This is a genomic window from Phreatobacter sp. GW821-FHT04C01, from assembly GCF_059420385.1.
In genome coordinates, this window is the sequence record NZ_JBWKTP010000003.1 from 838,260 (window position 1) to 862,123 (window position 23,864).

The following is a 23,864-nucleotide window of genomic DNA, read 5'->3' on the forward strand; positions in this document are numbered from 1 at the left end:
GCCGATGGCTTTCGAGGATCTGACCCCGATCGTTCGCGCGCTGGTGCCGGGCCTGCAAGGCCAGCTCACCGCCAATGCCTCGATGAAGCCGTTCTCCTGGTTCCGCACCGGCGGACCGGCGCAGCTTCTGTTCGAGCCGGCGGGCGAACTCGACCTGGTGCAATTCCTTCGCCACATCCCGCTCGACTGGCCGGTCATGGTCGTCGGCCTCGGCTCCAACCTGCTGGTGCGCGACGGCGGCGTGGCCGGAGTCGTTATCAAACTCGGAAAATCATTCGGCGAAATCGAACTGTTGCCGGACCACCGCCTGCGTGCAGGCGCGGCCGTCCCCGACGTCAAGGTTGCGCGCGCGGCAGCCGAAGCGGGCCTTGCCGGTTTCGCCTTCCTGCGTGGCATTCCCGGCGCCATCGGCGGCGCGCTCAGGATGAATGGCGGCGCCTATGGCGGCGAGGTCACCGACATCCTGGTCGAGGCGCGCGCCGTTTCCCGCGCGGGTCGGACCGAGATCTTCGATCATGCCGGCATGGGTTTCGGTTATCGCCACAGCGCCGTACCCGATGACATGATCTTCGTCTCGGCGCTGTTTCAGGGAAGCGCGGGCGAGCCTGCCGCCTTGCTCGCCGCCATGGACGAGATCACCCGGCAACGCTCGGCGACCCAGCCGGTCAATACCCGCACCGGCGGCTCGACCTTCAAGAACCCGGACGGCCATTCCGCCTGGAAGCTGGTCGATCAGGCCGGTTGCCGCGGCTTCCGCCTGGGCGGCGCCCAGGTTTCCGAACTGCACACCAATTTCCTGATCGCCTCGCCCGAGGCCACCTCGACCGATATCGAGGCCTTGGGCGAGGAGGTCCGCCGGCGCGTCAAGGACAGCAGCGGCATCGAGCTGCACTGGGAAATCAAGCGGGTCGGCCAGTCTGGCCGGCCGGGCGATGAGTGAGGACAAGGGCATGAACAAACCGCACGTCGCCGTCCTGATGGGCGGCTGGTCCGCCGAGCGGGAAGTGTCGCTGCGGTCGGGCAAGGCCTGCGCCGATGCCCTCGAATCACTTGGCTATCCGGTGACGCGAATCGATGTCGGCCGCGATATCGCGCTGCGCCTGGCCGCGTTGAAACCGGATGTGGTCCTCAACGTCACGCATGGCAGGCCCGGCGAAGACGGAACCCTCTCGGCCATCCTCGAGGTGATGCGCATCCCCTACAGCCATTCCGGTGTCATGTCGTCGGCGCTCGCCATGGACAAGGCCATGGCCAAGCGCGTCCTGGCGGCGTCCGGCATCGTCGTGCCCGGGGGCTTGCGCGTGCACCGCCGGGAAGCGGCGCGCGAGCACCTGATCGCGCGTCCCTATGTCGTAAAACCCAATGCCGAAGGCTCTTCCATCGGCGTCTTCATCGTCACCGCCGAGCACGAGCATCCGCCCCAGGAGCTGAATTCGTCCGAATGGGGCCTCGATGAAACCGTGCTGGTCGAGCCCTTCATCGCCGGGCGCGAGCTGACCTGCGCCGTCATGGGCGACCGGGCGCTGGCCGTGATCGAAATCGTACAGGACAACCGCTTCTACGACTATGAGGCGAAATATGCGCCCGGCGGATCGAAGCACCTGATTCCTGCACCGCTTAAACCAAATATTTACTCTGAGGTCCAAAGACTGTCCCTCGCAGCGCATCATGCGCTCGGCTGTAAAGGGGTCAGCCGTGCGGACTTCCGATACGACGACACGCCCGGCGGAACCGGGGACCTCGTCTGTCTCGAAGTCAACACGCAGCCCGGGATGACCGGGACTTCGCTTGTCCCTGACATGGCCGCTCACGAAGGCATTTCGTTCGCAGAGCTGGTCGAATGGATGGTGTTGGACGCTTCGCTAGATCGCTGATCGCACGACTCGATAGGGTCGGTGCGGACGCGCTTCTGCTTGCGCATCGCAGCCTGCTCGCCCGCCATCGCCGCAGCATGGCCGCGGCGCAGGCCGCCTCTGCCGAACCCTATGCGCGTCCGAGCGCCTGGGATTTCTGGCTGCGCCGTCTTTCGGTGCGAATCGCCAATTTGCATATCCCGCGTCATGCCGGGGCCTATGCGACGGCGCTGCTCCTGGCCTCCACCGGTCTCTACGGCGTTCAGCGCGGTGGCCACTGGCCCGCGCTCAACGGCGCGATTCTCGCCTTCGGCGACGACATGGCCAATGCCGTCGGCCTGCAGGTGCGTGCCGTCAGGCTCACCGGCAATACCAAGCTGAGCCAGCCCGAAATCCTCGAGGCGGCGGGCATCAGCCCGACCACCTCGGTCCTGTTCTTCGATCCGGCCGCGGCGCGTACGCGCCTGACGGCCAACCCCTGGATCGCGGAAGCCACCGTGCAGAAACTCTATCCCGACCAGCTGCTGGTCGAGATCGTCGAGCGCGAGGCCTTCGCGCTGTGGCAGCGCGACGGCAAGATCGCCGTCATCGCCGCCGACGGCACGGTCATCGTCGATCGGCTCGACAGCCGCTTCCAGAGCCTGCCGCTGGTCGTCGGGCGCGGCGCCGAGAAGCGCGTGCGCGAGATCGTCGGGCTGATGAACGAGCGCCCCGGCATTGCCGGCAATGTGCGTGCGGCCGTGCTGGTCGCCGAGCGCCGCTGGACCCTGGTGCTGAAGAACGGCATCGACGTGCGCCTGCCCGACAGCGACGTCGACCAGGCGCTGGCAACGCTCGCCCGGCTCGACGCCGAAAAGAAATTGATGACCCGCGACGTCTCGGTGATCGACCTGCGCGTGCCCGGCCGCGTCACGGTCCGCCTGTCGGACGATGCCTTCCGTGCCCATGAGGCGACGCTGAAGGAGCGCCAGCGCGCCCGCAGGCGAGCGGGGACGGACACATGACCTCTCCCTTCAAATACGGCCTGACCCCGAAGATGCGGCCGATCTCGCCGCGTCGTTCCGCTATTCTCTGCGTGCTGGATATCGGCACGTCGAAGATCGTCTGCATGATCGCCCGGCTCAGGCCGCGCGAGGGATCCGACATCCTGCCCAACCGCACCCACAAGGCGGAGGTGCTCGGCATCGGGCACACCCGTGCACGCGGCATGAAATCCGGCAGCGTCGCCGACATGGCCAAGGCCGAAGCCTCGATCCGCCAGGCGGTCGATGCCGCCGAGCGCATGGCCGAGGTCCAGGTCGACCGTGTCATCGTCACGGTCTCGGCCGGCCGCATCGGTTCCGAACAATATGAGGCGCGGGTCACCTGCGCGACGCCCAGGGTGCAGGACCACGACCTGCACCGCGTGCTGGAGGCGGCCTCCGACCATTCGGTCCGCCAGGGCCGCGCGGTGCTGCATTCCATGCCGATCGGCTTCCGGCTCGACGAGACCCGGGGCATCAAGGATCCGCGCGGCATGCTCGGCTCCAGCCTCGGCGTCGACATGCATGTCGCGACCTGCGACGTCGCCTCGGCGCGCAACCTGATGCTCTGCGTCGAGCGCTGCCACCTGACCGTCGAGGCCATGGTGGCTGCCCCCTTCGCCTCGGGCCTGTCGGTGCTGACCGACGACGAGGCCGAGCTCGGCACGGTGTGCATCGACATGGGCGCCGGCACCACGACGCTCGCCGTGTTCGCCGGCAGCCATTTCGTCCATGCCGACGCCGTCGCCGTCGGCTCCCATCACGTGACCATGGACATCGCCCGCGGCCTGTCGGCCCGCCTGAGCGACGCCGAGCGCATCAAGGTGCTGAACGGCGCCTGTTTCGCGGCCAAGTCGGACGAGCGCGACATCATCAACGTTCCCTCGATCTCCGAGGACGAGCGCGACCTGCCGAACCAGGTCACCCGCGCCCAGGTCATCCGCATCATCCGCCCGCGCGTCGACGAGATCCTGGAAATGGTCCGCGATCGCCTGGTCGCCTCGGGCGCCGCGGCCGAAGCCGGCCGGCGGGTCGTGCTGACCGGCGGCGGCTCGCAATTGCCGGGCCTCGCCGATCTCGCCGCCCAGGTGCTCGGCCGCCAGGTGCGGGTTGCCCGCCCGGTCGGCATCACCGGACTTCCCGACAGCGCCAAGGGACCTCCCTTCGCGGCGGCTGTCGGTCTCACGGTCTATCCGCAGATCGCAGGCATCGAACATTTCGAGCCGCAGCGGCGCTTCTTCGCCGCGACCGGCACGGACGGCTATTTCTCGCGCGTCGGCAAGTGGATCCGCGAGAGTTTTTGAAACCATCCGGCCCGCCGAAAGGCTGGCTGGATAAAAAAATCGCAGACCGGGCGCCACCGGCCGCGAAACCTGAGTTAGAAACGCGATGTGGCGGTCGCGTGAGTGATTCGAACGAGGCTCATGATGACAATCAACCTGAAGATGCCCGATATCCGGGAACTCAAGCCCCGGATCACCGTGTTCGGGGTGGGCGGCGCCGGCGGCAATGCCGTCAACAACATGATCGAGGGCGGCCTGCTCGGTTGCGACTTCGTGGTCGCCAATACCGATGCCCAGGCGCTGCTCTCGGCCAAGGCTGATCGCATCATCCAGATGGGCATCGCGGTCACCTCGGGGCTCGGCGCCGGGTCGCACCCGGAAGTCGGTGCGGCCGCGGCCGAAGAGGTGCTGGACGAGATTCGCGACCAGCTCGCCGGTTCGCACATGGCCTTCATCACCGCCGGCATGGGCGGCGGTACCGGCACGGGCGCTGCTCCGGTCATCGCGCGGGTTGCCCGCGAGCTCGGCATCCTGACGGTCGGCGTCGTCACCAAGCCCTTCCACTTCGAGGGCGTGCGCCGCATGAAGACGGCGGAATCCGGCATCATCGAGCTGCAGAAGTCGGTCGACACGCTGATCGTCATCCCGAACCAGAACCTGTTCCGGGTGGCCAACGAGAAGACCACCTTCACCGACGCCTTCGCCATGGCCGACCAGGTGCTCTATTCGGGCGTCGCCTGCATTACCGACCTGATGGTGAAGGAAGGCCTGATCAATCTCGACTTCGCCGACGTCCGCGCCGTCATGCGCGACATGGGCAAGGCGATGATGGGCACGGGCGAGGCGACCGGCGAGCGGCGCGCCATCACGGCGGCCGAGGGCGCGATCGCCAATCCGCTGCTCGACGACGTGTCGATGCGCGGCGCGCGCGGCCTGCTGATCTCGATCACCGGCGGCAACGACCTGACCCTGTTCGAGGTCGACGAAGCGGCCACCCGCATCCGCGAGGAGGTGGACCCGGAAGCCAATATCATCCTCGGCGCCACCTTCGACGCCGCGCTCGACGGCACGATCCGCGTTTCCGTGGTGGCCACCGGCATCGATCACATCCCCAATCAGAACGTCGGCGGCTCGACCATTGCCGAGCTGACCGCCAAGCTGAAGCAGAACACCCAGAAGCTCGCTTCGATGACGCCGGCCCAGCCGCCGGTCGTCGATACGCGCACGGCGATGGAGGCCCACCCGGCCGAAGTCCAGATGCGTCAGGCGCCGGCCATGGAGGCGCCGCTTGCGCCGCCGCAGCCGGTGATCACCGCCAGCGAAGTGACGTTGCAGCCGGTTCCGGCCAAGCCCTCGCTGTTCCGTGAGGCACCGGTCGAACTCGACGCGCCGCGCCTGCCGCCGCGCGACGAGCCGATGCCGGCCCGCGACTTCATCCCGCCGGCTGCCGAAAAGCACATGCGCCCGGTGCGCATGCCGAGCGTCGACGAACTGCCGCGGCCCGGCCAGCAGCAGATGCGCGCTGCCCAGCAGGCGGCTCCGGTCGCGGCTCCGGCCGACAATCCGGTGGAGCGCAAGCGCACCTCGCTGATGGACAAGCTCGCCGCGATCGGCTTCACCCGCCGCGCCGACGAGCAGGAGGCGCCCGCGCCGCAGCCGCGCATGGCGCCGCCTCTGGCGCCCGCCCGCCCGGCTCCGCAGGCCCAGCGGCCGGCGGCGCCGGCCCCGCAGATCCGGCGCGAGCCGGCAGGCCTCGATATCCACGGCCGTCCGGCCGCGCCGCAGGCGCGCACCGAGGACGACCACCTGGATATTCCCGCCTTCCTGCGGCGTCAGGCGAACTGAGCGTCGTCCACACGCCAATTGTTACCAAATCTTGCAGCCGATCAACTTACCCGGGCCCCAGTGCCCGGGTAAGCTTTTGTTAAGTCACGCTTTTTATAGTGTTAACACGTCCGCGAAAATGCGACCGAAATTTGGTAACAGTCGGACACAAACCGTGACTTGGCACCCCTGGGGGCGCTGTCTATGGTCCGGCCCGTTCGAGCCTGTGATGAATCACCACTGCGATTCTGATTCGCAGTGAAACCGCCGAAACCCGCGAATGGGGATTTGGACAGCGGGTTCGATGGGTCATGAAGGGGGCCGCCCCGGCAGCACACAGGTCAATCGATCTGGGTGAGCGGGTGGCAGAGACGGTCGATATGAAGACTGCACGGCAAACGACGCTTCGCGAGCAGGTCCAACTCGAGGGAATCGGTGTCCATAGTGGCGCCGCCGTCTCGGTGACCTTGCATCCGGCGGAAGCCGGCACGGGAATAGCCTTCCTTCGTTCCGACCAGGATCATCTCGAACTCCCCGCCGTCTTCCGCAACGTCTCCTCCGCTGATCTGTCGACGGTCATCGGCCATCCCGAGCGTGGTGGCGTGGCGACCGTCGAGCACCTGATGGCCGCCTTCTCCGGCCTCGGTGTCGACAATTGCGTCGTCGAAGTCGACGGTCCGGAAATGCCGATTCTCGACGGTTCGGCCGGTCCTTTCGTCGCGGCGATCGACCAGGTCGGCCTGGCGACGCTGCCGGCGTCGCGCCGCGCCATCAAGATCCTCAAGACCGTCATGGTCGAGACCGACCGTGGTTCGGTCGAGCTGCATCCGCACGACCGCGGCATGCGGATGGAAGTCGAGATCGATTTCGCCAATCCGCTGGTCGGCCGCCAGGTCTATGGCGTCGAGATCGACCCGACCGTGTTCCGCCGCGACATCGCGCGCGCCCGCACCTTCGGCTTCATGCAGGACGTCTCCAAGCTCTGGGCCGCGAATCGCGCGCTCGGCGCCTCGCTTGAGAACACGATCGTGGTCGGCGACGACCGGATCCTCAATCCCGAAGGCCTGCGCTTCCGCGACGAATTCGTTCGCCACAAGCTGCTCGACGCCATTGGCGACCTGTCGCTGGCCGGCGCGCCGATCATCGGGCGGTTCCGCTCCTATCGCGGTGGCCATCGCATGAACGTTTCCCTGCTGCAGGCTCTGTTCGCCGATCCGACCGCTTACGAAATGGTCGAATCGACGGTTCGGCGCGACCGCGGCCATGCCGATATCGGTGTCGCGATGCCGGCCTACGGACCCGACGCCAACTGAGTGTCCGGGCGCCGCATTCTGGCCTCAACCCCATGATCAGAAGCATTCGGCGGGGCAGTGGCCCCGCTGTTTATTTTAAGGTAAGAGCTTGCCGGGCTGTGGGGGCCGCAGGGAAGACCGGGGAAGGTTCGTGAGCTTGGTAAAGCGTCCGTTTGATCGACTGCCGCGCCGCACTTTCGTGCTGGCCACGGTACTGGCTGCGACCTTCCCGCTCGGCGCTTGCGCCAATGCGCCGTCGTTCGGAAACCTGTTTGCCGGTCCTGACCCGACCAACCTGCCGGATGAGCCGGCCGAGAAGCTCTACAACGAAGGCCTGGCGCTGCAGAACCGGCGCGACTGGCGCCGCGCCGCGCTGAAGTTCATGGAAATCGACCGCACCCATCCCTATACGGAATGGGCCAAGCGGGCCTTGGTCATGGCCGCCTACTCCTATTACGAAGCCCAGGACTACGAAGAGACGATCAACCAGGCGCGTCGCTATATCCAGCTGCATCCCGGCTCGTCGGACGCCGCCTACGCCCAGTACCTGATGGGCGCCGCGCAATATGATCAGATCCCCGACGTCAATCGCGACCAGGGCCGCACCGAGCGCGCGCTGGTCGTGCTCGAGGAGGTCACCCGCAAGTGGCCGCAGTCGGAATATGCCACCGCCGCGCGCCGCAAGATCGAGGTCGCCCGCGACCAGCTCGCCGGCCGTGAGATGATGGTCGGCCGCTATTATCTCGAGCGGCGCCAGTTCGCCGGAGCGATCAACCGCTACCGGACCGTGGTCTCGCAGTTCCAGACCACCCGCCACGTCGAGGAAGCGCTGGCGCGCCTGACCGAGTGCTACATGTCGCTCGGCATCGTCAACGAGGCGCAGACCGCGGCCGCGGTTCTCGGGCACAATTTCCCCGACAGCCAGTGGTACAAGGACAGCTACGCGCTGATCGCCACCCAAGGCCTGGCACCGCGCGAGGACACCGGCTCGTGGATCAGCCGTGCCTTCCGCCGTGTCACCGGCTGACGCCCTTCCGTTCGCTCCCCGTTCGCGATAAGCCGTAGCCAGAGCACGTCCCGCCCAGCCTGAATCGTCTGGGCGGGACGTGCTCTGGGGTTTCGGCAGGGAAAACGCGAACCGCTCATGCTTGCCCAGCTTTCGATCCGCGACATCGTCCTGATCGACAGGCTCGATCTGACCTTCGGCGAAGGCTTGTCGGTGCTCACCGGCGAGACCGGTGCCGGCAAATCGATCCTGCTCGACGCGACCTCGCTGGCGCTTGGTGCGCGCGGCGACGCAGCGCTTGTCCGCCATGGCCAGGCCCAGGGCCAGGTGACCGCGGTGTTCGATGTGGCCGCGGACCATCCGGCGCGCCGGATCGCGGCGGAAGCCGATCTCGATACCGATGGCGACGTCATCCTGCGCCGGGTGCAGCTTGCCGACGGGCGCACGCGCGCCTTCGTCAACGACCAGGCCGTCAGCGTCCAGGTGCTGCGCGCCATTGGCGCCTCGCTGGTCGAGATTCATGGCCAGCATGCCGATCGGGCGCTGGTCGAGCCCGAGGCTCATCGCGCGCTCGTCGATGCCTATGGCGGCCTGCTGCCGGATGCGGAAGGCGTGCGCATCGCCTGGAAGGGCTGGCGTGACGCCCGCCGGGCGGTCGAGGCGGCGCAGGCGCGCCTTGCCAAGGCGCGCGCCGACGGCGACTTCCTGCGCCATGCGGTTGCAGAGCTGACCAAGCTCAAGCCGGAGGCCGGTGAGGAAACCCAGCTCGCCGAACGCCGGCAGGCGATGATGCAGTGGGAGAAGATCGCCTCCGACCTGTCGGATGCCGCCGACGTGCTGGCCGGGCCGGGCTCCGCGGTGCCCTCGCTTGCCGCCGCCTGGCGCAGGCTCGAGCGGCGGGCGCAGCAGGCCCCCGCCATGATCGAGCCGATCGTCAAGGCCTTCGGCGAGGCGCTCGACCGCATCGAGGATGCCCGCTCGGCGGTCGAGGCGGCGCAGCGTGCCGCCGATTTCGATCCGCGCGAGCTCGAACGCATCGAGGAGCGGCTGTTCGCGCTGCGCGCCGCCTCGCGCAAATATACCGTGCCGGTCGACGGTTTGGCCGGGCTCGCCGAGCGCTACCAGGCCGACGTCGCGGCGCTCGACGCCGGCGAAGGCCATCTGGTGGCGCTGGAAAAGGCCGCGGGCGAAGGCGAGGCGGCCTATCGCAAGGCGGCCGAGGCGCTGTCCGCGAAGCGCAAGGCGACTGCGATCAAGCTCGACACGGCGGTCAATGCCGAGCTCGGTCCGCTCAAGCTCGACCGGGCCCGCTTCATCACCGAGATGAGCCATGACGGTGCCGGCGCGGAGGGCATCGACCGGGCGGAGTTCTGGGTCCAGACCAATCCGGGCACGCGCCCGGGCCCGATGATGAAGGTCGCCTCGGGCGGCGAGCTGTCGCGTTTCATGCTGGCGCTGAAGGTGGTCCTGGCCGATCAGGGCTCGGCGCCGACGCTGGTCTTCGACGAGATCGACACCGGTGTCGGCGGCGCGGTGGCGGATGCCATCGGGCAGCGGCTGTCGCGGCTCGGCGCGCGGGTCCAGGTGCTTTCGGTCACCCATGCCCCGCAGGTCGCCGCCAAGGCGACGCGCCACTACCTGATCGCCAAGGAAGCCGCCGGCGAACGGGTCGCGACCCGCGTCAAGCCGCTCGGCTTCGACCTCAGGCGCGAGGAGCTCGCCCGCATGCTGGCCGGCGAAACCATTACCGACGAGGCGCGGGCGGCGGCCGAGCGGCTGCTGACGGTGGGCTGATGGGCCGGCGGGCCCAGGGCCTTCGGCCGGGCGTCGCGGCGTTTGGCCTCGCGCTGGCCGCCATGGCGGTCCTCGGCCTGCCGCGGCCGGGCCTGGCCCAGGGCCCGGGCGGCGACCCGGCCGGTCAATGCGCGGCCGGGGCGGGGCCCTCGGTCCGTGCCGCCGGACCGACCCTGTGCTTTTCCGGAGAAATCACCCGCGCCAGCGCCGAGCGCGCCATGGCCCTGATCGCCGCGGACCGAGCAATCAGCACCATGGTGATCACCTCGGAGGGCGGCGAGGTGACGGTGTCGGTGCGCCTGGCCCGCGCGATCAGGGCGCGTGGCCTGACCCTTGTCGTCCAGCGCCAATGCGCCTCGTCCTGCGCCAATTTCCTGTTCACCGCCGCGCGCCGGAAAATCGTCGCGCCCCGCTCGCTCGTCGTGTTCCATGGCGGCATCGCGCCGGCGGCCTTTGGCGGCCTGTTCGGCCGCGGCGAAGAGCGCGAACTGCTGGCCCTGACCCAAGGTTTCTTTCGCGAGATCGGCGTCGACGGCGCGCTCACCTATGACCAGCCGCCGCTTGCCGGTTCGCGCGACGGCGCCGACGAGTGGACGGCGAGCCCGGTGGCACTGGCCCGCTACGGCGTTCGCGGCATCGTCTCGATGTGGTGGCCGGGCCGCGCCGCCGTCATCGCCGAGGGGCGGGCGCAAGGCATGAATCTCGGCGTCTTCGAATAGGCGCGGGGAAAGCGCGCGCCCGCTCGCATCGCGCCTCCGGGCCCCCTATGATCGCGCGGTTCCCGAATCCCGGTTGCGATCATGCCTGTACAAGACCCCAGACCCGTCGACGCGCTCGAGCCCTCGGAAGCGGCACGCGAACATGCCGCAATCGGCGAACGGATCGCCGAGGCCGACCGGCTCTATTATCAGGACGACGCACCAACCCTGACCGATGCCGACTACGATGCCCTGCGCCGCCGCTACGAGGCGCTGGAGGCTCAGTTTCCGGCACTCAAGACGGCGGAGAGCCTGAGCGGCAAGGTCGGCGCCGCGCCTTCGGCCAAATTCGCCAAGGTGCGCCATGCCGTGCCCATGCTGTCGCTGTCCAACGCTTTCGCCGATGACGAGGTCGCCGATTTCGTCGGCCGGGTCCGGCGTTTCCTCGGCCTCGGCGCCGATGAGCCGGTGGCGATGACCGCCGAGCCGAAGATCGACGGCCTGTCCTGCACGCTGCGTTACGAGAACGGCAGCTTCGCGGTCGCCGCCACCCGTGGCGACGGTGCCGTCGGCGAGGACGTCACCGCCAATGTGCGCACCATCGCGGGCCTGCCGCACGCGCTGAAGGGCGCACCCGACGTGCTGGAGGTGCGCGGCGAGATCTATCTGAGCCATGACGATTTCCGCGCCATCAACGCCCGGCAGGAGGAGCGCGGCCTCGCGCCCTTCGCCAATCCGCGCAATGCCGCGGCCGGCTCGCTGCGCCAGCTCGACGCGCGCATCACCGCCGAGCGGCCGCTGCGCTTCTTCGCCTATACCTGGGGCGAGATCACTCCGCCTTTGCCGCGCGACAGCCAGTTCGGCATGGTCGACTGGTTCAGGAGCCTGGGCTTTCCGGTCAATCCGCTCACCGTCATCTGCCACAGCGCCGAGGATCTTCTGGCCCATTACCGGATGATCGAAGGCAAGCGGGCGAGCCTCGGTTACGACATCGACGGCGTCGTCTACAAGGTCGACAGCCTCGCCTTGCAGGAACGCCTCGGTTTCGTGTCGCGCAGCCCGCGTTGGGCCATCGCGCATAAATTTGCCGCCGAGAAGGCGACGACCGTGCTGGAGGGCATCGACATTCAGGTCGGGCGCACCGGCGCGCTGACGCCGGTCGCCAAGCTTCGCCCGGTGACCGTCGGCGGTGTCGTGGTGTCCAACGCGACCCTGCACAACGAGGATTACATCAAGGCGATCGGCAGCGACGGCGCGCCGATCCGCGACGGCGTCGATATCCGCATTGGCGACACCGTCACCGTCCAGCGCGCCGGCGACGTCATCCCGCAGATCGTCGACGTCGTGCTGGCGCAGCGCCCGAAAGGCGCCGAGCCCTATTCGTTTCCCCGGGTCTGCCCGGCCTGCGGCAGCCACGCGGTCCGGGACGAAGACCAGTCGGTGCGCCGTTGCACCGGCGGGCTGATCTGTCCGGCCCAGAGCGTCGAGCGGCTCAGGCATTTCGTTTCGCGGCTGGCCTTCGACATCGAGGGCTTTGGCGACATCTATATTCAGACGCTGTTCCAGGCCGGGCTGATCAAGGCTCCGGCCGATCTGTTCACCCTCAAATTCGACGAGGTGAAACACGCCATCGAGCAGCGCCGGATCCAGGTGAGCAATGAGCGCTACGCCGCCATGGGCAAGGAACCACCCAAGCGGCAGGCCTCGAAGAAGGCCGATCAGGACGAAGACAAAGCCATCAAGAACCTGCTCGGCGCGATCGAGGCGCGGCGGACGATCAGCCTCGGCCGGTTCATTTTCGGCCTCGGCATCCGCCACATCGGCGAGACCACCGCCAAGGCTCTGGCCCGGCGCTTCCCCGACATCGAGGTCCTGCTGCCGGCGATCGAGGCCGCCGCCAGGGGACGGCCGGGAGAAGCCTGGTTCCAGCTTTCCGGTTTTCCCGGCATCGGCCCGGTGACGCTGGAGCGCCTCGTCGATGCTGCCGGCCATGAGACGGCCGATGGTTCCGATCTCGACCGGGCGACGATCCTGGGCCGCCTCGGCAAGGCGCAGCGGGCCGCCTTGATCGAGCATTTCGGCGACGAGGACGCCGTGATGGCGACGCTCAAGGCCGCGGCCGCGCAAAGGCCGACCGAGGCCTACAAGCTTTTGGCCGACGACGGCGAAATCGGCACGGTGGCGACCAATTCGCTCATCGAGTTCTTCGACGAAGCGCACAATGCCGACGCGGTCCGGGCGCTGCTCGCCCAAGTGACGATCGAGGCGGACGAAGCGGTGTCGAACGATTCGCCGGTGGCCGGAAAGACGGTGGTCTTCACCGGCTCGCTGGAGCTGATGACCCGCGACGAGGCCAAGGCGCGGGCGGAACGCCTGGGCGCCAAGGTTTCAGGTTCGGTCTCGTCGAAGACGGATTTCGTCATCGCCGGTCCCGGCGCCGGCTCGAAGCTGAAGGACGCGGAAAAGCTTGGGGTGAAGGTGCTGTCCGAAGACGAGTGGCTCCGCCTGATCCAGGGGTCTTGAATGCGGTTGCAGCGGGTGAGGCGCCGGCGCGAGGCCGGGCACACGGCATGGGCGACGGTGCAGCGATGAGCGTGGTCGCCATTGATTTCGAGACGGCCAATGAGAGCCGCGCCAGCCCCTGCGCGATCGGGCTGGCCTGGATCGAGGCGGGCCGGGTGACGCGCCGCGAACATCGCCTGATCCGGCCGGCCGGGATGCGCTTCAGCCCGTGGAACATCAGAATCCACGGCATTCGCCCCGGCGACGTCGCGGCCTGCGGCGAATTTCCCGAGGTGATCGCCGAATTCCTCGGCGATATCGAGGGCGGCACGGTGCTCGCCCACAACGCCGCCTTTGACGTCTCGGTGCTGCGCCAGACCTTGACCGCCTATGGCATGCGGCTGCCGGGTTTTTCCGCGATCTGCACCCTGGCGGTTGCCCGCCGGGCATGGCCGGCGGCGCCGGGTTTCGATCTCGCATCGATCGCGCGTCATCTCGGCATTCGTTTCCGCCACCATGACGCGGGCGAAGATGCCTTCGCCTGCGCCGAGGTCGCGCTCGCCGCGGCACGGGGGGCGGGTGTCGAAGACATCCGGCAGCTGTCCGGCCGGGACATCTTGCCGCAGGCCGCGCCGGCAGCCGGTGCGGCACCCCGGCGCCCGCCGCGCCCACAGGCCGCGGCCGGGCAAGACCGTGGCGACAGCCTGCGCTTCGCCGTCCGGGGCAGCAGCGGCGATCATTACGAGGTGGTCGGCGAGATCCGCGGCGGCGCGCTCGTCACCTCATGCACCTGCGCCGCCGGCCGCAACCGCTTGCGTTGCAAGCATATTCTGGGTCTGTTCGACGGCTGTGTCGATGCTCTCCTCTCCGACAATATCGCCGATGTCGAGAGGCTGCACCGCTGGCGCCTGACATGGGGCCCGGCGGCGATGGTCCGACCCGCCCGCTGAAGGGCGAACCAGCCATGGTTAAGCCTTGGTGAGCCGAGCCATGCAAAGGTGGCAAGGCTGATGTTGCGGTGCACAATCTTGCGAATCTGCTGCACTGCACCAAAATAGCGGATGTCGAAAGGGAGGAAGCCTCGAGGTCGTCCACTCGCTTTCAGAGGAGAGAAGACCATGGCCACCATCACACTCGACAAGCTCGGCTCCGCCGCCACGCCGGCTCCGACCAGGCGCAGCTGGAAATCGTTCCTGCGTGCCGGTTACGACGCATTCGTCGAAGCGCAGCAATTGCGCGCCCAGACCTATGTCAACGGCTATCTGGCGCATCTGTCGGACGAGGAACTGTCCCGTCTCGGCATGACCCGCACCCAGATGGTGCGCCGCACGCGCAGCATGATGACGAGCTTCTGACACCGACCCTGCGGCGGTCCCGTTCGCGGGACCGCGCAATCCCATGTGAGCCCCGCGGTCATCGGCCCGGGGTTTTGGAGTTTCCCATGTTGATCGCCGTCCTCGCCCATTTGCTGCGCGACCGCAGCCGGGAGCGCGCCGCGCGTGCGTTGCGCGCCGACCAGGCCGCCGTGCCGGTCGATGAGGTCAAGCGGGCGGGCATCCTGCGCACGCTCGCCGGCGCGTTCACCTTGCCGTTCAGCCGCTAACCGGGGCCGTTTTCCGGGGAATACCGATCGTCTTGCCGACGCCCTCGGGCGTGCCGCGGTCGGCCGAAAGCCGCTTCCAGGCGTCGAGCTTCGCCATGACGTCGTCGGGGAACGGCGCCACCTTGCGGGTCGTCATGTCGACATGCAGCAGCATGGATTCCATGGTGGCCGACAGCCAGCGCTCTTCGGCATGGATCAGCTCCACCCAGTAGTGGAAACGCTTGGCGTCGAAATCGAGCAGTTGCAGCCGGACCTGGACCGGATCGGCCAAATGCAGCTCGCGCAGATAGCGCACGTGCAGCTCGGCGGCGAAGAAGCCGAGCTGCCTGTCCCGGACATAGGATTCGGCCAGCCCCTGGCGTTCGAACAAGAGGTCGATGCCCTCGTCGAACAGCTTGACGTAAAACGCCACGTTCAGGTGGCCGTTATAGTCGATCCATTCCGGACGGATCGCCATGCGTGGCGTGATGGCAAGCCCGGTGTCCGGGCAGATGTCGAACGCGGTCATGACACTCGATTAAGCGAGCCTCGCGCCGCCCGCAATCCCGCCGAACGACGGCCCTCCGCGCGCTCGCGGCGCTTCCGTGCACCCGGCCGCCCGGCTAAGCTTGCGGCTTGCCCAAGATGAAGCCGCCCGAGCGGCCGCGTCGGCCCCGAGGAGCATGTCATGACCGCATCCGCCAGAACCCGTCCAACCGCCGCGGTGCTCGGCGCCGTCACCGCCGAATTGCAGGCCCTGTTCGGCAATCGCGCGGTGACCTCGGAAGCCGTACGCCAGCAGCACGGCCATACGCTCACCTTCATCCCCAACCAGCCGCCGGACATCGTGGTCTTTCCCGAAACGGTCGAGGACTGCGTCGCTGTCATGAAGCTTGCCGCCAGGCATGACGTGCCGGTCATTCCCTTCGGCACGGGCTCGTCGCTGGAAGGCCATGTCAATGCGCCGCATGGTGGCATTTCCGTCGATACCTCGCTGATGAAGGCGATCATCGCGGTGCACGCCGAGGACCTGGACGTGGTGGTCGAGCCCGGCGTCACGCGCAAGCAGCTCAACGAATATCTGCGCGACATGGGTCTGTTCTTCCCGATCGATCCCGGCGCCGACGCCTCCATCGGCGGCATGGCCTCGACGCGTGCCTCCGGCACCAATGCGGTGCGCTACGGCACGATGAAGGAGAACGTCATCGCGCTCGAAGTGGTCTTGCCGAATGGCGAGGTGATCGAAACCGCGCGACGCGCCAAGAAGAGCTCGGCCGGCTACGATCTCACCCATCTGTTCGTCGGCTCCGAGGGCACGCTCGGCCTGATCACCAAGATCACCCTCAAGCTGCACGGCATTCCCGAGGCGATCTCGGCCGCCGTCTGCTCGTTTCCGTCGGTGAAGGCTGCCGCCGACACCACGATCGCCGCCATCCAGAGCGGCATTCCGATGGCGCGCATCGAGCTGCTCGACGAGGTCCAGGTCAAGGCGGTCAACACCTATTCGAAACTGTCGCTGCCCGAGAGCCCGCTGCTGCTGCTCGAGTTTCACGGCACCGATGCCGGCGTCGCCGAGCAGGTCGAGCGGTTCCGGGCGATCGCCGACGATTTCGGCGGCGGCAATTTCGAATGGGCCGTCAAGGCCGAGGACCGCTCGCGGCTCTGGCAGGCGCGCCACGATGCCTATTGGGCGGCGCTGGCGCTCCGGCCCGGCACCAAGAGCCAGTCGTCCGATGTCTGCGTGCCGCTGTCGCGGCTTGCCGAGTGCATCGACGAGACCAAGAAGGATATTGTCGAGACCGGCCTGGTCGCGCCCATTGTCGGCCATGTCGGCGACGGCAATTTCCACGTCCTGCCGCTGATGGACGAGACCGATCCGGCCGATGTCGCACGCGTCACCGCCTTCATGGGCCGGATCGTCGAACGGGCGCTGGCCATGGGCGGCACCTGCACCGGCGAGCACGGCGTCGGCCAGGGCAAGATGAAATATCTGAAGGCGGAGCATGGCGCCGCGGCGCTGGCGCTGATGGGCGCCTTGAAACACGCGGTCGATCCGGCCGGCATCATGAACCCCGGCAAGATCGTCGCGGGCTGATCCGGCCGCGCGCAAGGACCATCGGCACGCGGGCCGTGCGGGCCCGCGTGCCGGAAATGCCGGGCGGTGGCCGGCTCAGAAGGTGCAGCCCATCGGCGCCATGGCCTGTTTCATCTGCTCGGCCTGCATGGTGCAGGCCTGCTGCAACTGCGTGCGCGTCTGCGGGTTGGCGGCGAGCGCCTTCCACTGGGTGCGCATCTGGGCGATCTGCTGGGTGAGGGTGGCGCGATGCTCGGCCGGAGCCCGGGTGGTCACGCAGGTCTCATAGCTGGTGATGAAGCGGTCGCACTCGGGCACTCCGACTTCGTCGGCGGCGCGCACGGAACCATTGGAAAAGACGAGGAGGCCGGCCACGAGGCCAAGAATAATGCGGGAGGTCATTGGGGATTGCTCCAGATAAGGATGTCACGGCGAAGGTTTGATTAAAATGATTTCAAACAGTCTGGTCCTTCGCCACTGCTGTTGACGGTATTATAGTCTTCGCCCGCGCCCTCATTCACGCCGGCAGAACGTCATTCTCCCTGATGACTTGGGCAGGAGAGAACGAATCCGTCGCGGCTGTTATGGCCGAGGAGCGATGACAAGGCAACGACGGGTTGCCGCGGGCGGTCCTGTGCGCGTGCGGCGGCCGCCTGCTGGAGCCGATGCACGGTGATCATGACGGCTGATTTTGGCGCAAACACCTCGTGGATGCCCGGGACGAGCCCGGGCCGGACGGTGTGTTGACCTCACCGGGTGCAGGGCCACGGCGCGAGTCCTGCGCCCGGTCGATCCAGGACGCGTCGCTCCAAGGACAATTCTCGTCTTGGCCGGGCTTGTCCCTGATATCCACGACTTCAGCCCGGCAAAAATGTCGCCGGGCCTGCCCGGTCAAAGAGCCATGGTCACAGTGCAGCGATGCTAGAGCCGTTCGGCCTTCAGTTCCCCGGCCAGGAAGTCGATGAACAGGCGGGTCTTGGCCAGCGGCAGCTTGCTCGCCGGCCAGACCGCGTGGATCGGTGCTCTCGGCGGCTCGAAATCGGTCAGGATGAGCTCGACCTCGCCGCGGTCGACCAGGTCGCGGATTTGCCAGAGCGGCGTGAAGCCGATGCCGAGGCCCAGCGCCACCGCCTTGTAGGTCGCGGCCGTGCTGTCCGCCCGGAACCGACCGGTGACCTTGATGGTCCGCGGCTTGCCGTCGACCTGGAACGGCCATTTGTCGGCATCGCCGCGGGCGTTGCGGACGATGCAGCAATGCCCGGCGAGTTCGTCCGGGTGCTCCGGCCGGCCGAAGCGGGCGAAATAGGACGGCGCCCCGAACGCCACGCGGCGCAGCGAGCCGAGGCGTTTCGCCATCAGGTCGGCCTCGGGCAGTTCGCCGATCCGCACCGCCAGGTCGAGGCTCTCGTCCTGCAGGTCGGCGAAGCGGTCGGAGAGCTTCAGCGAAATCTCGATGGTCGGATGCTGCGCCATGAAGGCGGCGATGACGGGCACGAGCTGCGCCGGGCCGAACAGCACCGGCGCACCGATGGTCAGCTGCCCCGACGGCTCGGCGCGCCGGCTTGCGGCTTCGAGCCTTGCGCCGACGATCTCGTCGAAGGCCGGCTTCACCCGCCGATGAAAGGCGAGCCCGGCTTCGGTCGGGTGTGATTGCCGCGTGGTTCGCCGAACGAGTTCCACGCCGACGCTCCGTTCCAGCGTCGCCAGGGAGCGGCTGACCGATTGCAGCGATCGGTCGAGCCGCCGCGCCGCAGCCGTCAGGCTGCCGGTTTCGACAATCGTCAGGAACGCCTCGAGGTCGTCGATCTTGTCCAAGGATATTTCCGAAAAACGATAGGATCTCTCTCGACTGCGCAATCTACCGCCGATTTCCGGAAGATGCCATCTGGGTCGTCGAAACATGGCAGTCGGGATGGCCCGGCTGCCGCGATCGCGGAGACAGACCATGGCGACAGATCATCCGACCATTCTGGTGGTGGGCGCGGCCGGCCGTTTCGCCGGCCTCGTGGTGCCGGAACTCGTTCGCCGCGGCGCGACCGTCCGCGGCCTGGTGCGCGATGAAACGCAGGCTGCCCTGGCACGCAGCCGCGGCGCCGCCGAGATCGCCATTGCCGATCTGCGTGACGAGCCGAGCCTGGATCGCGCGGTCGCCGGCGCCGACGGCGTCTTCCATATCGGGCCGGCCTTCGTGCCCGATGAGAGCCGGATCGGGCTGAACATGGTGGTGGCGTCGGTCCGTGCGGGCGTTGGCCGCTTCGTGTTCTCATCGGTGATCCAGCCGACCTTCACCCGGCTCGCCAATCACGCCAGCAAGATCCCGGTGGAGGAGGCGCTGTTCGCGTCCGGGCTGCGCTATACCATCCTGCATCCGACCAATTTCATGCAGAATATCGGCGCGGCCTGGCCGGCGGTCCTGGCCGAAGGCGTCTTCGCCGAGCCATTTCCGCGGACGGCGCGGATCGCCAGGGTCGATTATCGCGACGTCGCCGAGGTCGCGGCGATCGCCCTGACCGAGGAGCGCCTCGCCTTCGGGTCCTTCGATCTCTGCGCCGACGGCATGCCCAACCGCGAGGATATCGTCGCGATCATGAGCGACGTGCTCGGCCGTTCCATCGTCGCCGGCGAGCCTGATTTCGCGACCTGGGCGGCACGCGCCAACCTGCCTTACGACGCCGGCCGGAAGCAGCTTCTGGCGCGGGTCCACGCCCATTACGCGGCCCATGGCTCCGGCGGCAACAGCCTGACGCTGCGCGCCATTCTCGGGCGCGAGCCGCGCTCGCTGCGCCGCTACATCGAAGAGCTCGCCGCAACCGCCTGACCGCCGCATCGCCGGGGCGCCGACCCGGCCGATCATCTCTCCACCGAGGCCGGCCGATCGATCGGGCCGCCGCCCATGCTCCCGGAGTTTCCGATGCCGTCCCTCCCGCTCCTCGCCGGCCGCAAGCTTCCCGCCCGCTACGCCGCCGTGATCATGCCCTTGATCCTGTCCGTGCTGATGTCGGCCGTGGTGTCGGGCATCTCGACACTGTGGAGCTTCGGCTTCGCCGGCGATGTGCTCGGGATCTGGCTCAAAGCCTGGCCCGTCTCCTGGCTGGTCGCCTTCCCGACATTGATCCTTGTCCTGCCGGTCGTGCGCCGCATCGTCGCGGCGCTGGTTCAGCCGCCGGCCATTGGCCGCGGCTGAACGTGGAGAGCCGCTACTGGAAGGTGCAGCCGAACGGTTCCAGTCCGCGCTGCATCTGGACGCCCTGGGTGCGGCAGATCTGCTCGAGCTGCGCTCGCGTCTGCGGATTTTCGGCAAGCGATTTCCAGCTGGCCCGCAGCTGCGCCACCTGCTGGGTGAACGTCACGCGGTGGTCGGCCGGCACCTTGGTGGTGACGCAGGCCTCGTAGCGGGTGATGAACTGGTCGCAATCGGGAATGCCGATCGTCTCGGCGGAACGTGCGATGCCTGAAAAATGGACGACCACGCCGAAAGCGAGCGCGAGGGCCAGACGGGATACCATGCGGGCATTCTCCTGGAGCAGGCGATGATACTGCCGATTGCAGAGGGCCTCTCGGCGCCCCTGTCGATTGCCGGCGAAAATGCCCGCCGCGCATTTCCGCAGGATGTCGTCGCAGGTTTCCGCCCAGGGTCTTTGTTTCGTCCGGCGCGATTTGAGAAACACAGGAAGCTTCCGCTCGACTGCCGCGACATGGCGGTGAAACGCAGGGTCGGCAGACAGGCGCCGCGCGCCCGCGGCGGCCTCGCGCCGGGCCCGCCGCGCACCGGGGTCCGGCCGGCGCGCGCGGTAGCGAAGGACCGACATTCTGTGGCATGCTCGTCACGGTTTGCGGCAATCCGGGTCGCCACCACCGAGGTGGAGAGGATCACATGATTGAAAGGCGCGAATGCAGCCGCCACCCCGCGGCCCTGGCCATTCTCGCGTTCGGGCTCGCCCTCGCGGCGGTCCTGGCCCTGCCTGATCTCGTCTCGCCGGTCCTGGCACGCGAGTTTCGCGTCGCCGACACCCAGGCCGCCGACTATCCGACCGTCCAGGCGCTCGAACGCATGGGCCAGCTCATTCGCGAGCGCACCCAGGGCCGGCACAGTCTCAGGATCTTCCATTCGCGCCAGCTCGGCGAGGAAAAGGAAACGATCGAGCAGACCCGCATCGGCGCGATCGACATCAACCGCACCAATGTCGCGCCGCTCGCGAGCTTCATCCCCGAGGCCAATGTGCTGGCGCTGCCGTTTCTGTTCCGCTCGGTCGAGCATCTGCACCGGGTGCTCGACGGACCGATCGGCGACGACATTCTCGCCCGTTTCGAGGCGCATGGCCTGGTCGGCCTCGCCTTTTACGATTCCGGCGCCCGCTCCATCTACAATTCGGTCCGGCCAATCCTGAAGGTCGAGGACCTCAAGGGCCTGCGCATCCGGGTGCAGCAGTCCGACATGATGGTCGAGATGATGCGGGCGCTCGGCGCCGAGCCGGTGGCGCTGCCCTATGGCCAGGTCAATGTCGGGCTGTCGACCGGGCTGATCCAGGGCGCCGAGAACAATTGGCCGTCCTATGTCACGACCGATCACTACCGGGCGGCGCGCTACCTGACGCTGACCGAGCACACCATGAGCCCGGAAGTGCTGGTCGTTTCCAAGCGCGTCTGGGAGACCCTGTCGGCCGAGGACAAGGACATCTTCCGCGAGGCGGCGCGTGAATCGGCCCGCTCCATGCGTGAGCAATGGCTTAAACTGGAACAGACCTCGCGTCGCGAGGCCGAGATCGCCGGCGTCAACGTCGTCACCCTGGCCGACCGCAGCGGCTTCGAGCAGGCGGTCTCAGGCCTGGTCGGGCGCTTCGCCGGCGAACCGGGGCTTGCGGCGCTGGTCGAGCGGATCCGCCAGGCGCAATGATGGATGCGACAACGGCAAGGCGGGTGGTCGTCCGTCCCGCCATCAGATCCCTGAAGGGGCGCCTGGATGCGGCCTCGCAGACACTCCGGCACATCCCGGTGCGCTGGCGCATCGCCACCGTCGTCATTCTCAACCTCGCCTTCATCGGCCTGCTGCTCCTCTTGATCGGTTCCGGCGCCGGCGCCATCCGTTCGGCCTGGAACGAATTGCAGGACGCCCGGCGCATCGATCGCCTGCTCGCCTCGATCGAGAACGAGGCCGGCCGCCTGCAGACCCTGATCCACCGCTATTTCGCCCTGCCCAACGATGTCGTGCTGAACGACATCGAGGCGCGCCGCAAGGCGCTGCTGGCCAAGCTGGCGCTGGAGAAGGAGATCGACCTGGCGCTGCAGAACCCGGCACGTTCGGTCACCAGCGTCACCGAGCGTTTCATGCTCGGCTTCGACGAATTGCGCAGCGTGCGCGAGACCATTTCGTCGATCTACGAGAACGAGATCCGCAAGCCGGCGAGCGAGTTGTCCCAGCTTTATGCCGTGGTCGAGACCGCCATGAGCAATCGCTCGTCGCTGATCGCGCCCTCGCTCGGCAAGTCGCGCGAGGCCTTTTCGATCTTCCTGGTGGCGATCAACGACTATTACCTGACCCAGTCGGTGACGGCGCAGCGCGAGGCCTCCTCGAGCATCGAGGTGATCCAGACCACCGCTCCGGTAATGATCGACCTGGCCGAAACCGAGTTTCAGAAGGCGGCGCTCCAGGCTCTGCGCGAGCGGACCGATGCGCTGCGTGCCGGCTTTGGCCGGCTGGTCACCGTGCTCGGCATGCAGAACCGCCTGCTGCAGGTCGAGATCGACGGCAATCAGGCGGTGATGGCGACCGTCATCCAGGAGGTCGCCGAGCGTGTGCGCTCCCATGAGGACGCCGCGCAGGAGCGTCTCGACCGCACCTTGCGCTCGGTCTTCGTCCAGGCGGTGGGCGTCGCCGGCCTGTTCCTCCTGTTCGTCGCGGCGATCTGGACCTTGATCGCCCGCTCGATCCGGGTGCCGCTCGACGATCTCGCCGGCAGCATGACCAATATCGTGCGCGGCGACCTCGCCCGCCCGCCGGCCGGACTGATGGCCGGCGACGACATCGGCCGGATGGCGCGCGCCGTCGAGGTGTTCCGCCAGAACGCCATCGAGAAGCAGCGTGCCGAGCAGGACCTGGTCGCCGCCAAGAACCGCGCCGAGACCGCGCTCGCCCATTTGCGCGAGACCCAGGACAGCCTGATCGAGGCGGAGAAGCTGGCCGCCCTCGGCGGCCTGGTCGCCGGCGTCGCCCATGAGGTGAACAATCCGATCGGCATCAGCCTGACGGTCGCCTCCACGCTGGCCCGCCGGATCGACGAGTTCGGCCGCGACGTCGAGCGCGGCGAGCTGCGCCGCTCCAAGCTGACCGAATTCGTCGAGGGCAGCCGCGAGGCCGCGGCGCAGCTGTCGATGAACCTGCAGCGCGCCGGCGAGATGGTGCAGGCCTTCAAGCAGGTGGCGGTCGACCGCAGCCATGCCGAGCGACGTTCCTTCGACCTCGCCGAGGCGACCGACCAGATCGTCGCGAGCCTCAAGCCGACCCTGAAACGCGCGGCGGTCGAGCTGAACGTTTCGGTGCCCGCGGGTATCGTGCTCGACAGTTATCCCGGCCCCTATGGCCAGGTCGTCACCAATCTCTTCATCAATGCCCTGACCCACGCCTTTCCCGAGGGCCGCAAGGGCACGTTCCGCATCGAGGCCAGGCTGGAGGGGGAAACCGTGATCCTGACCTTCCAGGACGACGGCGCCGGCATGACCGAGGCGGTGCAGCGCCAGGCCTTCGATCCGTTCTTCACCACGCGCCGCGGCGAGGGTGGCACCGGCCTCGGCCTGAACATCGTCTTCAACATCGTGACGCGCCGCCTCGGCGGCCGCATCACACTGTCCTCGGTGCCCGACAGCGGCACCACCTTCCGTATCGTCCTGCCGCTGACCGCGCCGCAGGATCCCGCCGAACGTCCGGCCTGACGCCATC

General features: G+C 67.8%; 23 protein-coding genes. 19 read left to right on the forward strand and 4 right to left on the reverse strand.

Going from position 1 to position 23,864, the window contains the following annotated elements; translation table 11 throughout:
• The first annotated feature begins 4 nt into the window (after window positions 1-4).
• The 13 genes from murB to AC07WJ_RS15745 all read left to right on the forward strand — a co-directional run bounded on the left by murB (window position 5) and on the right by AC07WJ_RS15745 (window position 14,877).
• Window positions 5-940, forward strand: a complete 936-nt coding sequence (gene murB / locus AC07WJ_RS15685) for a UDP-N-acetylmuramate dehydrogenase (RefSeq protein ID WP_494935509.1) — start codon at window positions 5-7, stop codon at window positions 938-940.
• 10 nt (window positions 941-950) lie between these two features.
• Window positions 951-1,874, forward strand: a complete 924-nt coding sequence (locus tag AC07WJ_RS15690) for a D-alanine--D-alanine ligase (RefSeq protein WP_494935510.1) — start codon at window positions 951-953, stop codon at window positions 1,872-1,874.
• Window positions 1,841-2,857, forward strand: a complete 1,017-nt coding sequence (locus tag AC07WJ_RS15695; RefSeq protein WP_494935511.1) for a cell division protein FtsQ/DivIB — start codon at window positions 1,841-1,843, stop codon at window positions 2,855-2,857. Before AC07WJ_RS15690 ends, AC07WJ_RS15695 begins: the two co-directional genes overlap by 34 nt.
• Window positions 2,854-4,179: a cell division protein FtsA gene (ftsA, locus tag AC07WJ_RS15700; protein WP_494935512.1), complete on the forward strand. Its 1,326-nt coding sequence runs from the start codon at window positions 2,854-2,856 to the stop codon at window positions 4,177-4,179. The genes AC07WJ_RS15695 and ftsA overlap by 4 nt, the downstream gene beginning before the upstream one ends.
• Window positions 4,180-4,302: 123 nt before the next feature.
• A complete protein-coding gene (gene ftsZ / locus AC07WJ_RS15705; RefSeq protein ID WP_494935513.1) occupies window positions 4,303-6,003 on the forward strand; it encodes a cell division protein FtsZ in 1,701 nt (566 codons plus the stop codon).
• Window positions 6,004-6,362: 359 nt separating this feature from the next.
• Window positions 6,363-7,295 (forward strand): UDP-3-O-acyl-N-acetylglucosamine deacetylase, encoded by a 933-nt coding sequence (lpxC, locus tag AC07WJ_RS15710; RefSeq protein ID WP_494935514.1) that lies wholly within the window; start codon window positions 6,363-6,365, stop codon window positions 7,293-7,295.
• Between the two features lie 130 nt (window positions 7,296-7,425).
• Window positions 7,426-8,301: an outer membrane protein assembly factor BamD gene (locus AC07WJ_RS15715; protein WP_136961274.1), complete on the forward strand. Its 876-nt coding sequence runs from the start codon at window positions 7,426-7,428 to the stop codon at window positions 8,299-8,301.
• Window positions 8,302-8,418: 117 nt separating this feature from the next.
• The gene (recN, locus tag AC07WJ_RS15720; RefSeq protein WP_494935515.1) at window positions 8,419-10,074 is read left to right on the forward strand and encodes a DNA repair protein RecN; all 1,656 of its coding nucleotides are present in this window, start codon (window positions 8,419-8,421) and stop codon (window positions 10,072-10,074) included.
• Window positions 10,074-10,793 (forward strand): hypothetical protein, encoded by a 720-nt coding sequence (locus tag AC07WJ_RS15725; RefSeq protein WP_494935516.1) that lies wholly within the window; start codon window positions 10,074-10,076, stop codon window positions 10,791-10,793. The genes recN and AC07WJ_RS15725 overlap by 1 nt, the downstream gene beginning before the upstream one ends.
• Before the next feature lie 81 nt (window positions 10,794-10,874).
• Window positions 10,875-13,295 carry an NAD-dependent DNA ligase LigA gene (ligA, locus tag AC07WJ_RS15730; RefSeq protein WP_494935517.1) on the forward strand — a complete coding sequence of 807 codons (2,421 nt, stop codon included), beginning with the start codon at window positions 10,875-10,877 and terminating at the stop codon, window positions 13,293-13,295.
• A gap of 47 nt (window positions 13,296-13,342) precedes the next feature.
• Window positions 13,343-14,224 (forward strand): 3'-5' exonuclease, encoded by an 882-nt coding sequence (locus AC07WJ_RS15735; RefSeq protein WP_494935518.1) that lies wholly within the window; start codon window positions 13,343-13,345, stop codon window positions 14,222-14,224.
• 168 nt (window positions 14,225-14,392) lie between these two features.
• Window positions 14,393-14,629: a hypothetical protein gene (locus AC07WJ_RS15740; protein WP_494935519.1), complete on the forward strand. Its 237-nt coding sequence runs from the start codon at window positions 14,393-14,395 to the stop codon at window positions 14,627-14,629.
• Window positions 14,630-14,715: 86 nt separating this feature from the next.
• Window positions 14,716-14,877 (forward strand): hypothetical protein, encoded by a 162-nt coding sequence (locus AC07WJ_RS15745; protein ID WP_494935520.1) that lies wholly within the window; start codon window positions 14,716-14,718, stop codon window positions 14,875-14,877.
• On the opposite strand, the gene AC07WJ_RS15750 is transcribed toward AC07WJ_RS15745, so the two are convergent.
• The gene (locus AC07WJ_RS15750; protein ID WP_494935521.1) at window positions 14,867-15,385 is read right to left on the reverse strand and encodes a thioesterase family protein; all 519 of its coding nucleotides are present in this window, start codon (window positions 15,383-15,385) and stop codon (window positions 14,867-14,869) included. The two genes, AC07WJ_RS15745 and AC07WJ_RS15750, sit on opposite strands and share 11 nt — an antisense overlap.
• A 159-nt stretch (window positions 15,386-15,544) precedes the next feature.
• Between AC07WJ_RS15750 and AC07WJ_RS15755 the strand changes: the two genes are divergently transcribed.
• A complete protein-coding gene (locus AC07WJ_RS15755) occupies window positions 15,545-16,951 on the forward strand; it encodes an FAD-binding oxidoreductase (protein WP_494935522.1) in 1,407 nt (468 codons plus the stop codon).
• 75 nt (window positions 16,952-17,026) lie between these two features.
• Here AC07WJ_RS15755 and AC07WJ_RS15760 read toward each other — a convergent pair whose 3' ends face one another.
• Window positions 17,027-17,332, reverse strand: coding sequence for a hypothetical protein (locus AC07WJ_RS15760; protein WP_494935523.1), 306 nt, complete (start codon window positions 17,330-17,332; stop codon window positions 17,027-17,029).
• A gap of 519 nt (window positions 17,333-17,851) precedes the next feature.
• Window positions 17,852-18,877 carry a LysR family transcriptional regulator gene (locus AC07WJ_RS15765; RefSeq protein WP_494935524.1) on the reverse strand — a complete coding sequence of 342 codons (1,026 nt, stop codon included), beginning with the start codon at window positions 18,875-18,877 and terminating at the stop codon, window positions 17,852-17,854.
• On the opposite strand from AC07WJ_RS15765, the gene AC07WJ_RS15770 reads away from it, so the two are divergent.
• On the forward strand, window positions 18,876-19,748 hold the full coding sequence (locus AC07WJ_RS15770; RefSeq protein WP_494935525.1) for an NmrA family NAD(P)-binding protein: 873 nt from the start codon (window positions 18,876-18,878) through the stop codon (window positions 19,746-19,748). The genes AC07WJ_RS15765 and AC07WJ_RS15770 overlap by 2 nt on opposite strands.
• 93 nt (window positions 19,749-19,841) lie before the next feature.
• The gene (locus AC07WJ_RS15775; protein WP_494935526.1) at window positions 19,842-20,114 is read left to right on the forward strand and encodes a DUF2798 domain-containing protein; all 273 of its coding nucleotides are present in this window, start codon (window positions 19,842-19,844) and stop codon (window positions 20,112-20,114) included.
• Window positions 20,115-20,127: 13 nt separating this feature from the next.
• Here AC07WJ_RS15775 and AC07WJ_RS15780 read toward each other — a convergent pair whose 3' ends face one another.
• A complete protein-coding gene (locus AC07WJ_RS15780; protein ID WP_494935527.1) occupies window positions 20,128-20,436 on the reverse strand; it encodes a hypothetical protein in 309 nt (102 codons plus the stop codon).
• Window positions 20,437-20,460: 24 nt separating this feature from the next.
• Between AC07WJ_RS15780 and AC07WJ_RS15785 the strand changes: the two genes are divergently transcribed.
• The 3 genes from AC07WJ_RS15785 to AC07WJ_RS15795 are packed head-to-tail and all read left to right on the forward strand — an operon-like array spanning window position 20,461 to window position 23,857.
• Window positions 20,461-20,808: a hypothetical protein gene (locus tag AC07WJ_RS15785; protein ID WP_494935528.1), complete on the forward strand. Its 348-nt coding sequence runs from the start codon at window positions 20,461-20,463 to the stop codon at window positions 20,806-20,808.
• On the forward strand, window positions 20,805-21,824 hold the full coding sequence (locus AC07WJ_RS15790) for a TRAP transporter substrate-binding protein (RefSeq protein ID WP_494935529.1): 1,020 nt from the start codon (window positions 20,805-20,807) through the stop codon (window positions 21,822-21,824). Before AC07WJ_RS15785 ends, AC07WJ_RS15790 begins: the two co-directional genes overlap by 4 nt.
• Window positions 21,821-23,857: a sensor histidine kinase gene (locus tag AC07WJ_RS15795; RefSeq protein WP_494935530.1), complete on the forward strand. Its 2,037-nt coding sequence runs from the start codon at window positions 21,821-21,823 to the stop codon at window positions 23,855-23,857. Before AC07WJ_RS15790 ends, AC07WJ_RS15795 begins: the two co-directional genes overlap by 4 nt.
• The last annotated feature ends 7 nt before the right edge of the window (window positions 23,858-23,864 follow it).

Bases quoted from the DNA above. Each gene is read 5' to 3' on its own strand.
- murB (WP_494935509.1), top strand. From the start codon at position 5: ATGGCTTTCGAGGATCTGACCCCGATCGTTCGCGCGCTGGTGCCGGGC.
- AC07WJ_RS15690 (WP_494935510.1), top strand. From the start codon at position 951: ATGAACAAACCGCACGTCGCCGTCCTGATGGGCGGCTGGTCCGCCGAG.
- AC07WJ_RS15695 (WP_494935511.1), top strand. From the start codon at position 1,841: ATGGATGGTGTTGGACGCTTCGCTAGATCGCTGATCGCACGACTCGAT.
- ftsA (WP_494935512.1), top strand. From the start codon at position 2,854: ATGACCTCTCCCTTCAAATACGGCCTGACCCCGAAGATGCGGCCGATC.
- ftsZ (WP_494935513.1), top strand. From the start codon at position 4,303: ATGACAATCAACCTGAAGATGCCCGATATCCGGGAACTCAAGCCCCGG.
- lpxC (WP_494935514.1), top strand. From the start codon at position 6,363: ATGAAGACTGCACGGCAAACGACGCTTCGCGAGCAGGTCCAACTCGAG.
- recN (WP_494935515.1), top strand. From the start codon at position 8,419: ATGCTTGCCCAGCTTTCGATCCGCGACATCGTCCTGATCGACAGGCTC.
- AC07WJ_RS15725 (WP_494935516.1), top strand. From the start codon at position 10,074: ATGGGCCGGCGGGCCCAGGGCCTTCGGCCGGGCGTCGCGGCGTTTGGC.
- ligA (WP_494935517.1), top strand. From the start codon at position 10,875: ATGCCTGTACAAGACCCCAGACCCGTCGACGCGCTCGAGCCCTCGGAA.
- AC07WJ_RS15735 (WP_494935518.1), top strand. From the start codon at position 13,343: ATGGGCGACGGTGCAGCGATGAGCGTGGTCGCCATTGATTTCGAGACG.
- AC07WJ_RS15740 (WP_494935519.1), top strand. From the start codon at position 14,393: ATGGCCACCATCACACTCGACAAGCTCGGCTCCGCCGCCACGCCGGCT.
- AC07WJ_RS15745 (WP_494935520.1), top strand. From the start codon at position 14,716: ATGTTGATCGCCGTCCTCGCCCATTTGCTGCGCGACCGCAGCCGGGAG.
- AC07WJ_RS15750 (WP_494935521.1), bottom strand. From the start codon at position 15,385: ATGACCGCGTTCGACATCTGCCCGGACACCGGGCTTGCCATCACGCCA.
- AC07WJ_RS15755 (WP_494935522.1), top strand. From the start codon at position 15,545: ATGACCGCATCCGCCAGAACCCGTCCAACCGCCGCGGTGCTCGGCGCC.
- AC07WJ_RS15760 (WP_494935523.1), bottom strand. From the start codon at position 17,332: ATGACCTCCCGCATTATTCTTGGCCTCGTGGCCGGCCTCCTCGTCTTT.
- AC07WJ_RS15770 (WP_494935525.1), top strand. From the start codon at position 18,876: ATGGCGACAGATCATCCGACCATTCTGGTGGTGGGCGCGGCCGGCCGT.
- AC07WJ_RS15765 (WP_494935524.1), bottom strand. From the start codon at position 18,877: ATGGTCTGTCTCCGCGATCGCGGCAGCCGGGCCATCCCGACTGCCATG.
- AC07WJ_RS15775 (WP_494935526.1), top strand. From the start codon at position 19,842: ATGCCGTCCCTCCCGCTCCTCGCCGGCCGCAAGCTTCCCGCCCGCTAC.
- AC07WJ_RS15780 (WP_494935527.1), bottom strand. From the start codon at position 20,436: ATGGTATCCCGTCTGGCCCTCGCGCTCGCTTTCGGCGTGGTCGTCCAT.
- AC07WJ_RS15785 (WP_494935528.1), top strand. From the start codon at position 20,461: ATGATACTGCCGATTGCAGAGGGCCTCTCGGCGCCCCTGTCGATTGCC.
- AC07WJ_RS15790 (WP_494935529.1), top strand. From the start codon at position 20,805: ATGATTGAAAGGCGCGAATGCAGCCGCCACCCCGCGGCCCTGGCCATT.
- AC07WJ_RS15795 (WP_494935530.1), top strand. From the start codon at position 21,821: ATGATGGATGCGACAACGGCAAGGCGGGTGGTCGTCCGTCCCGCCATC.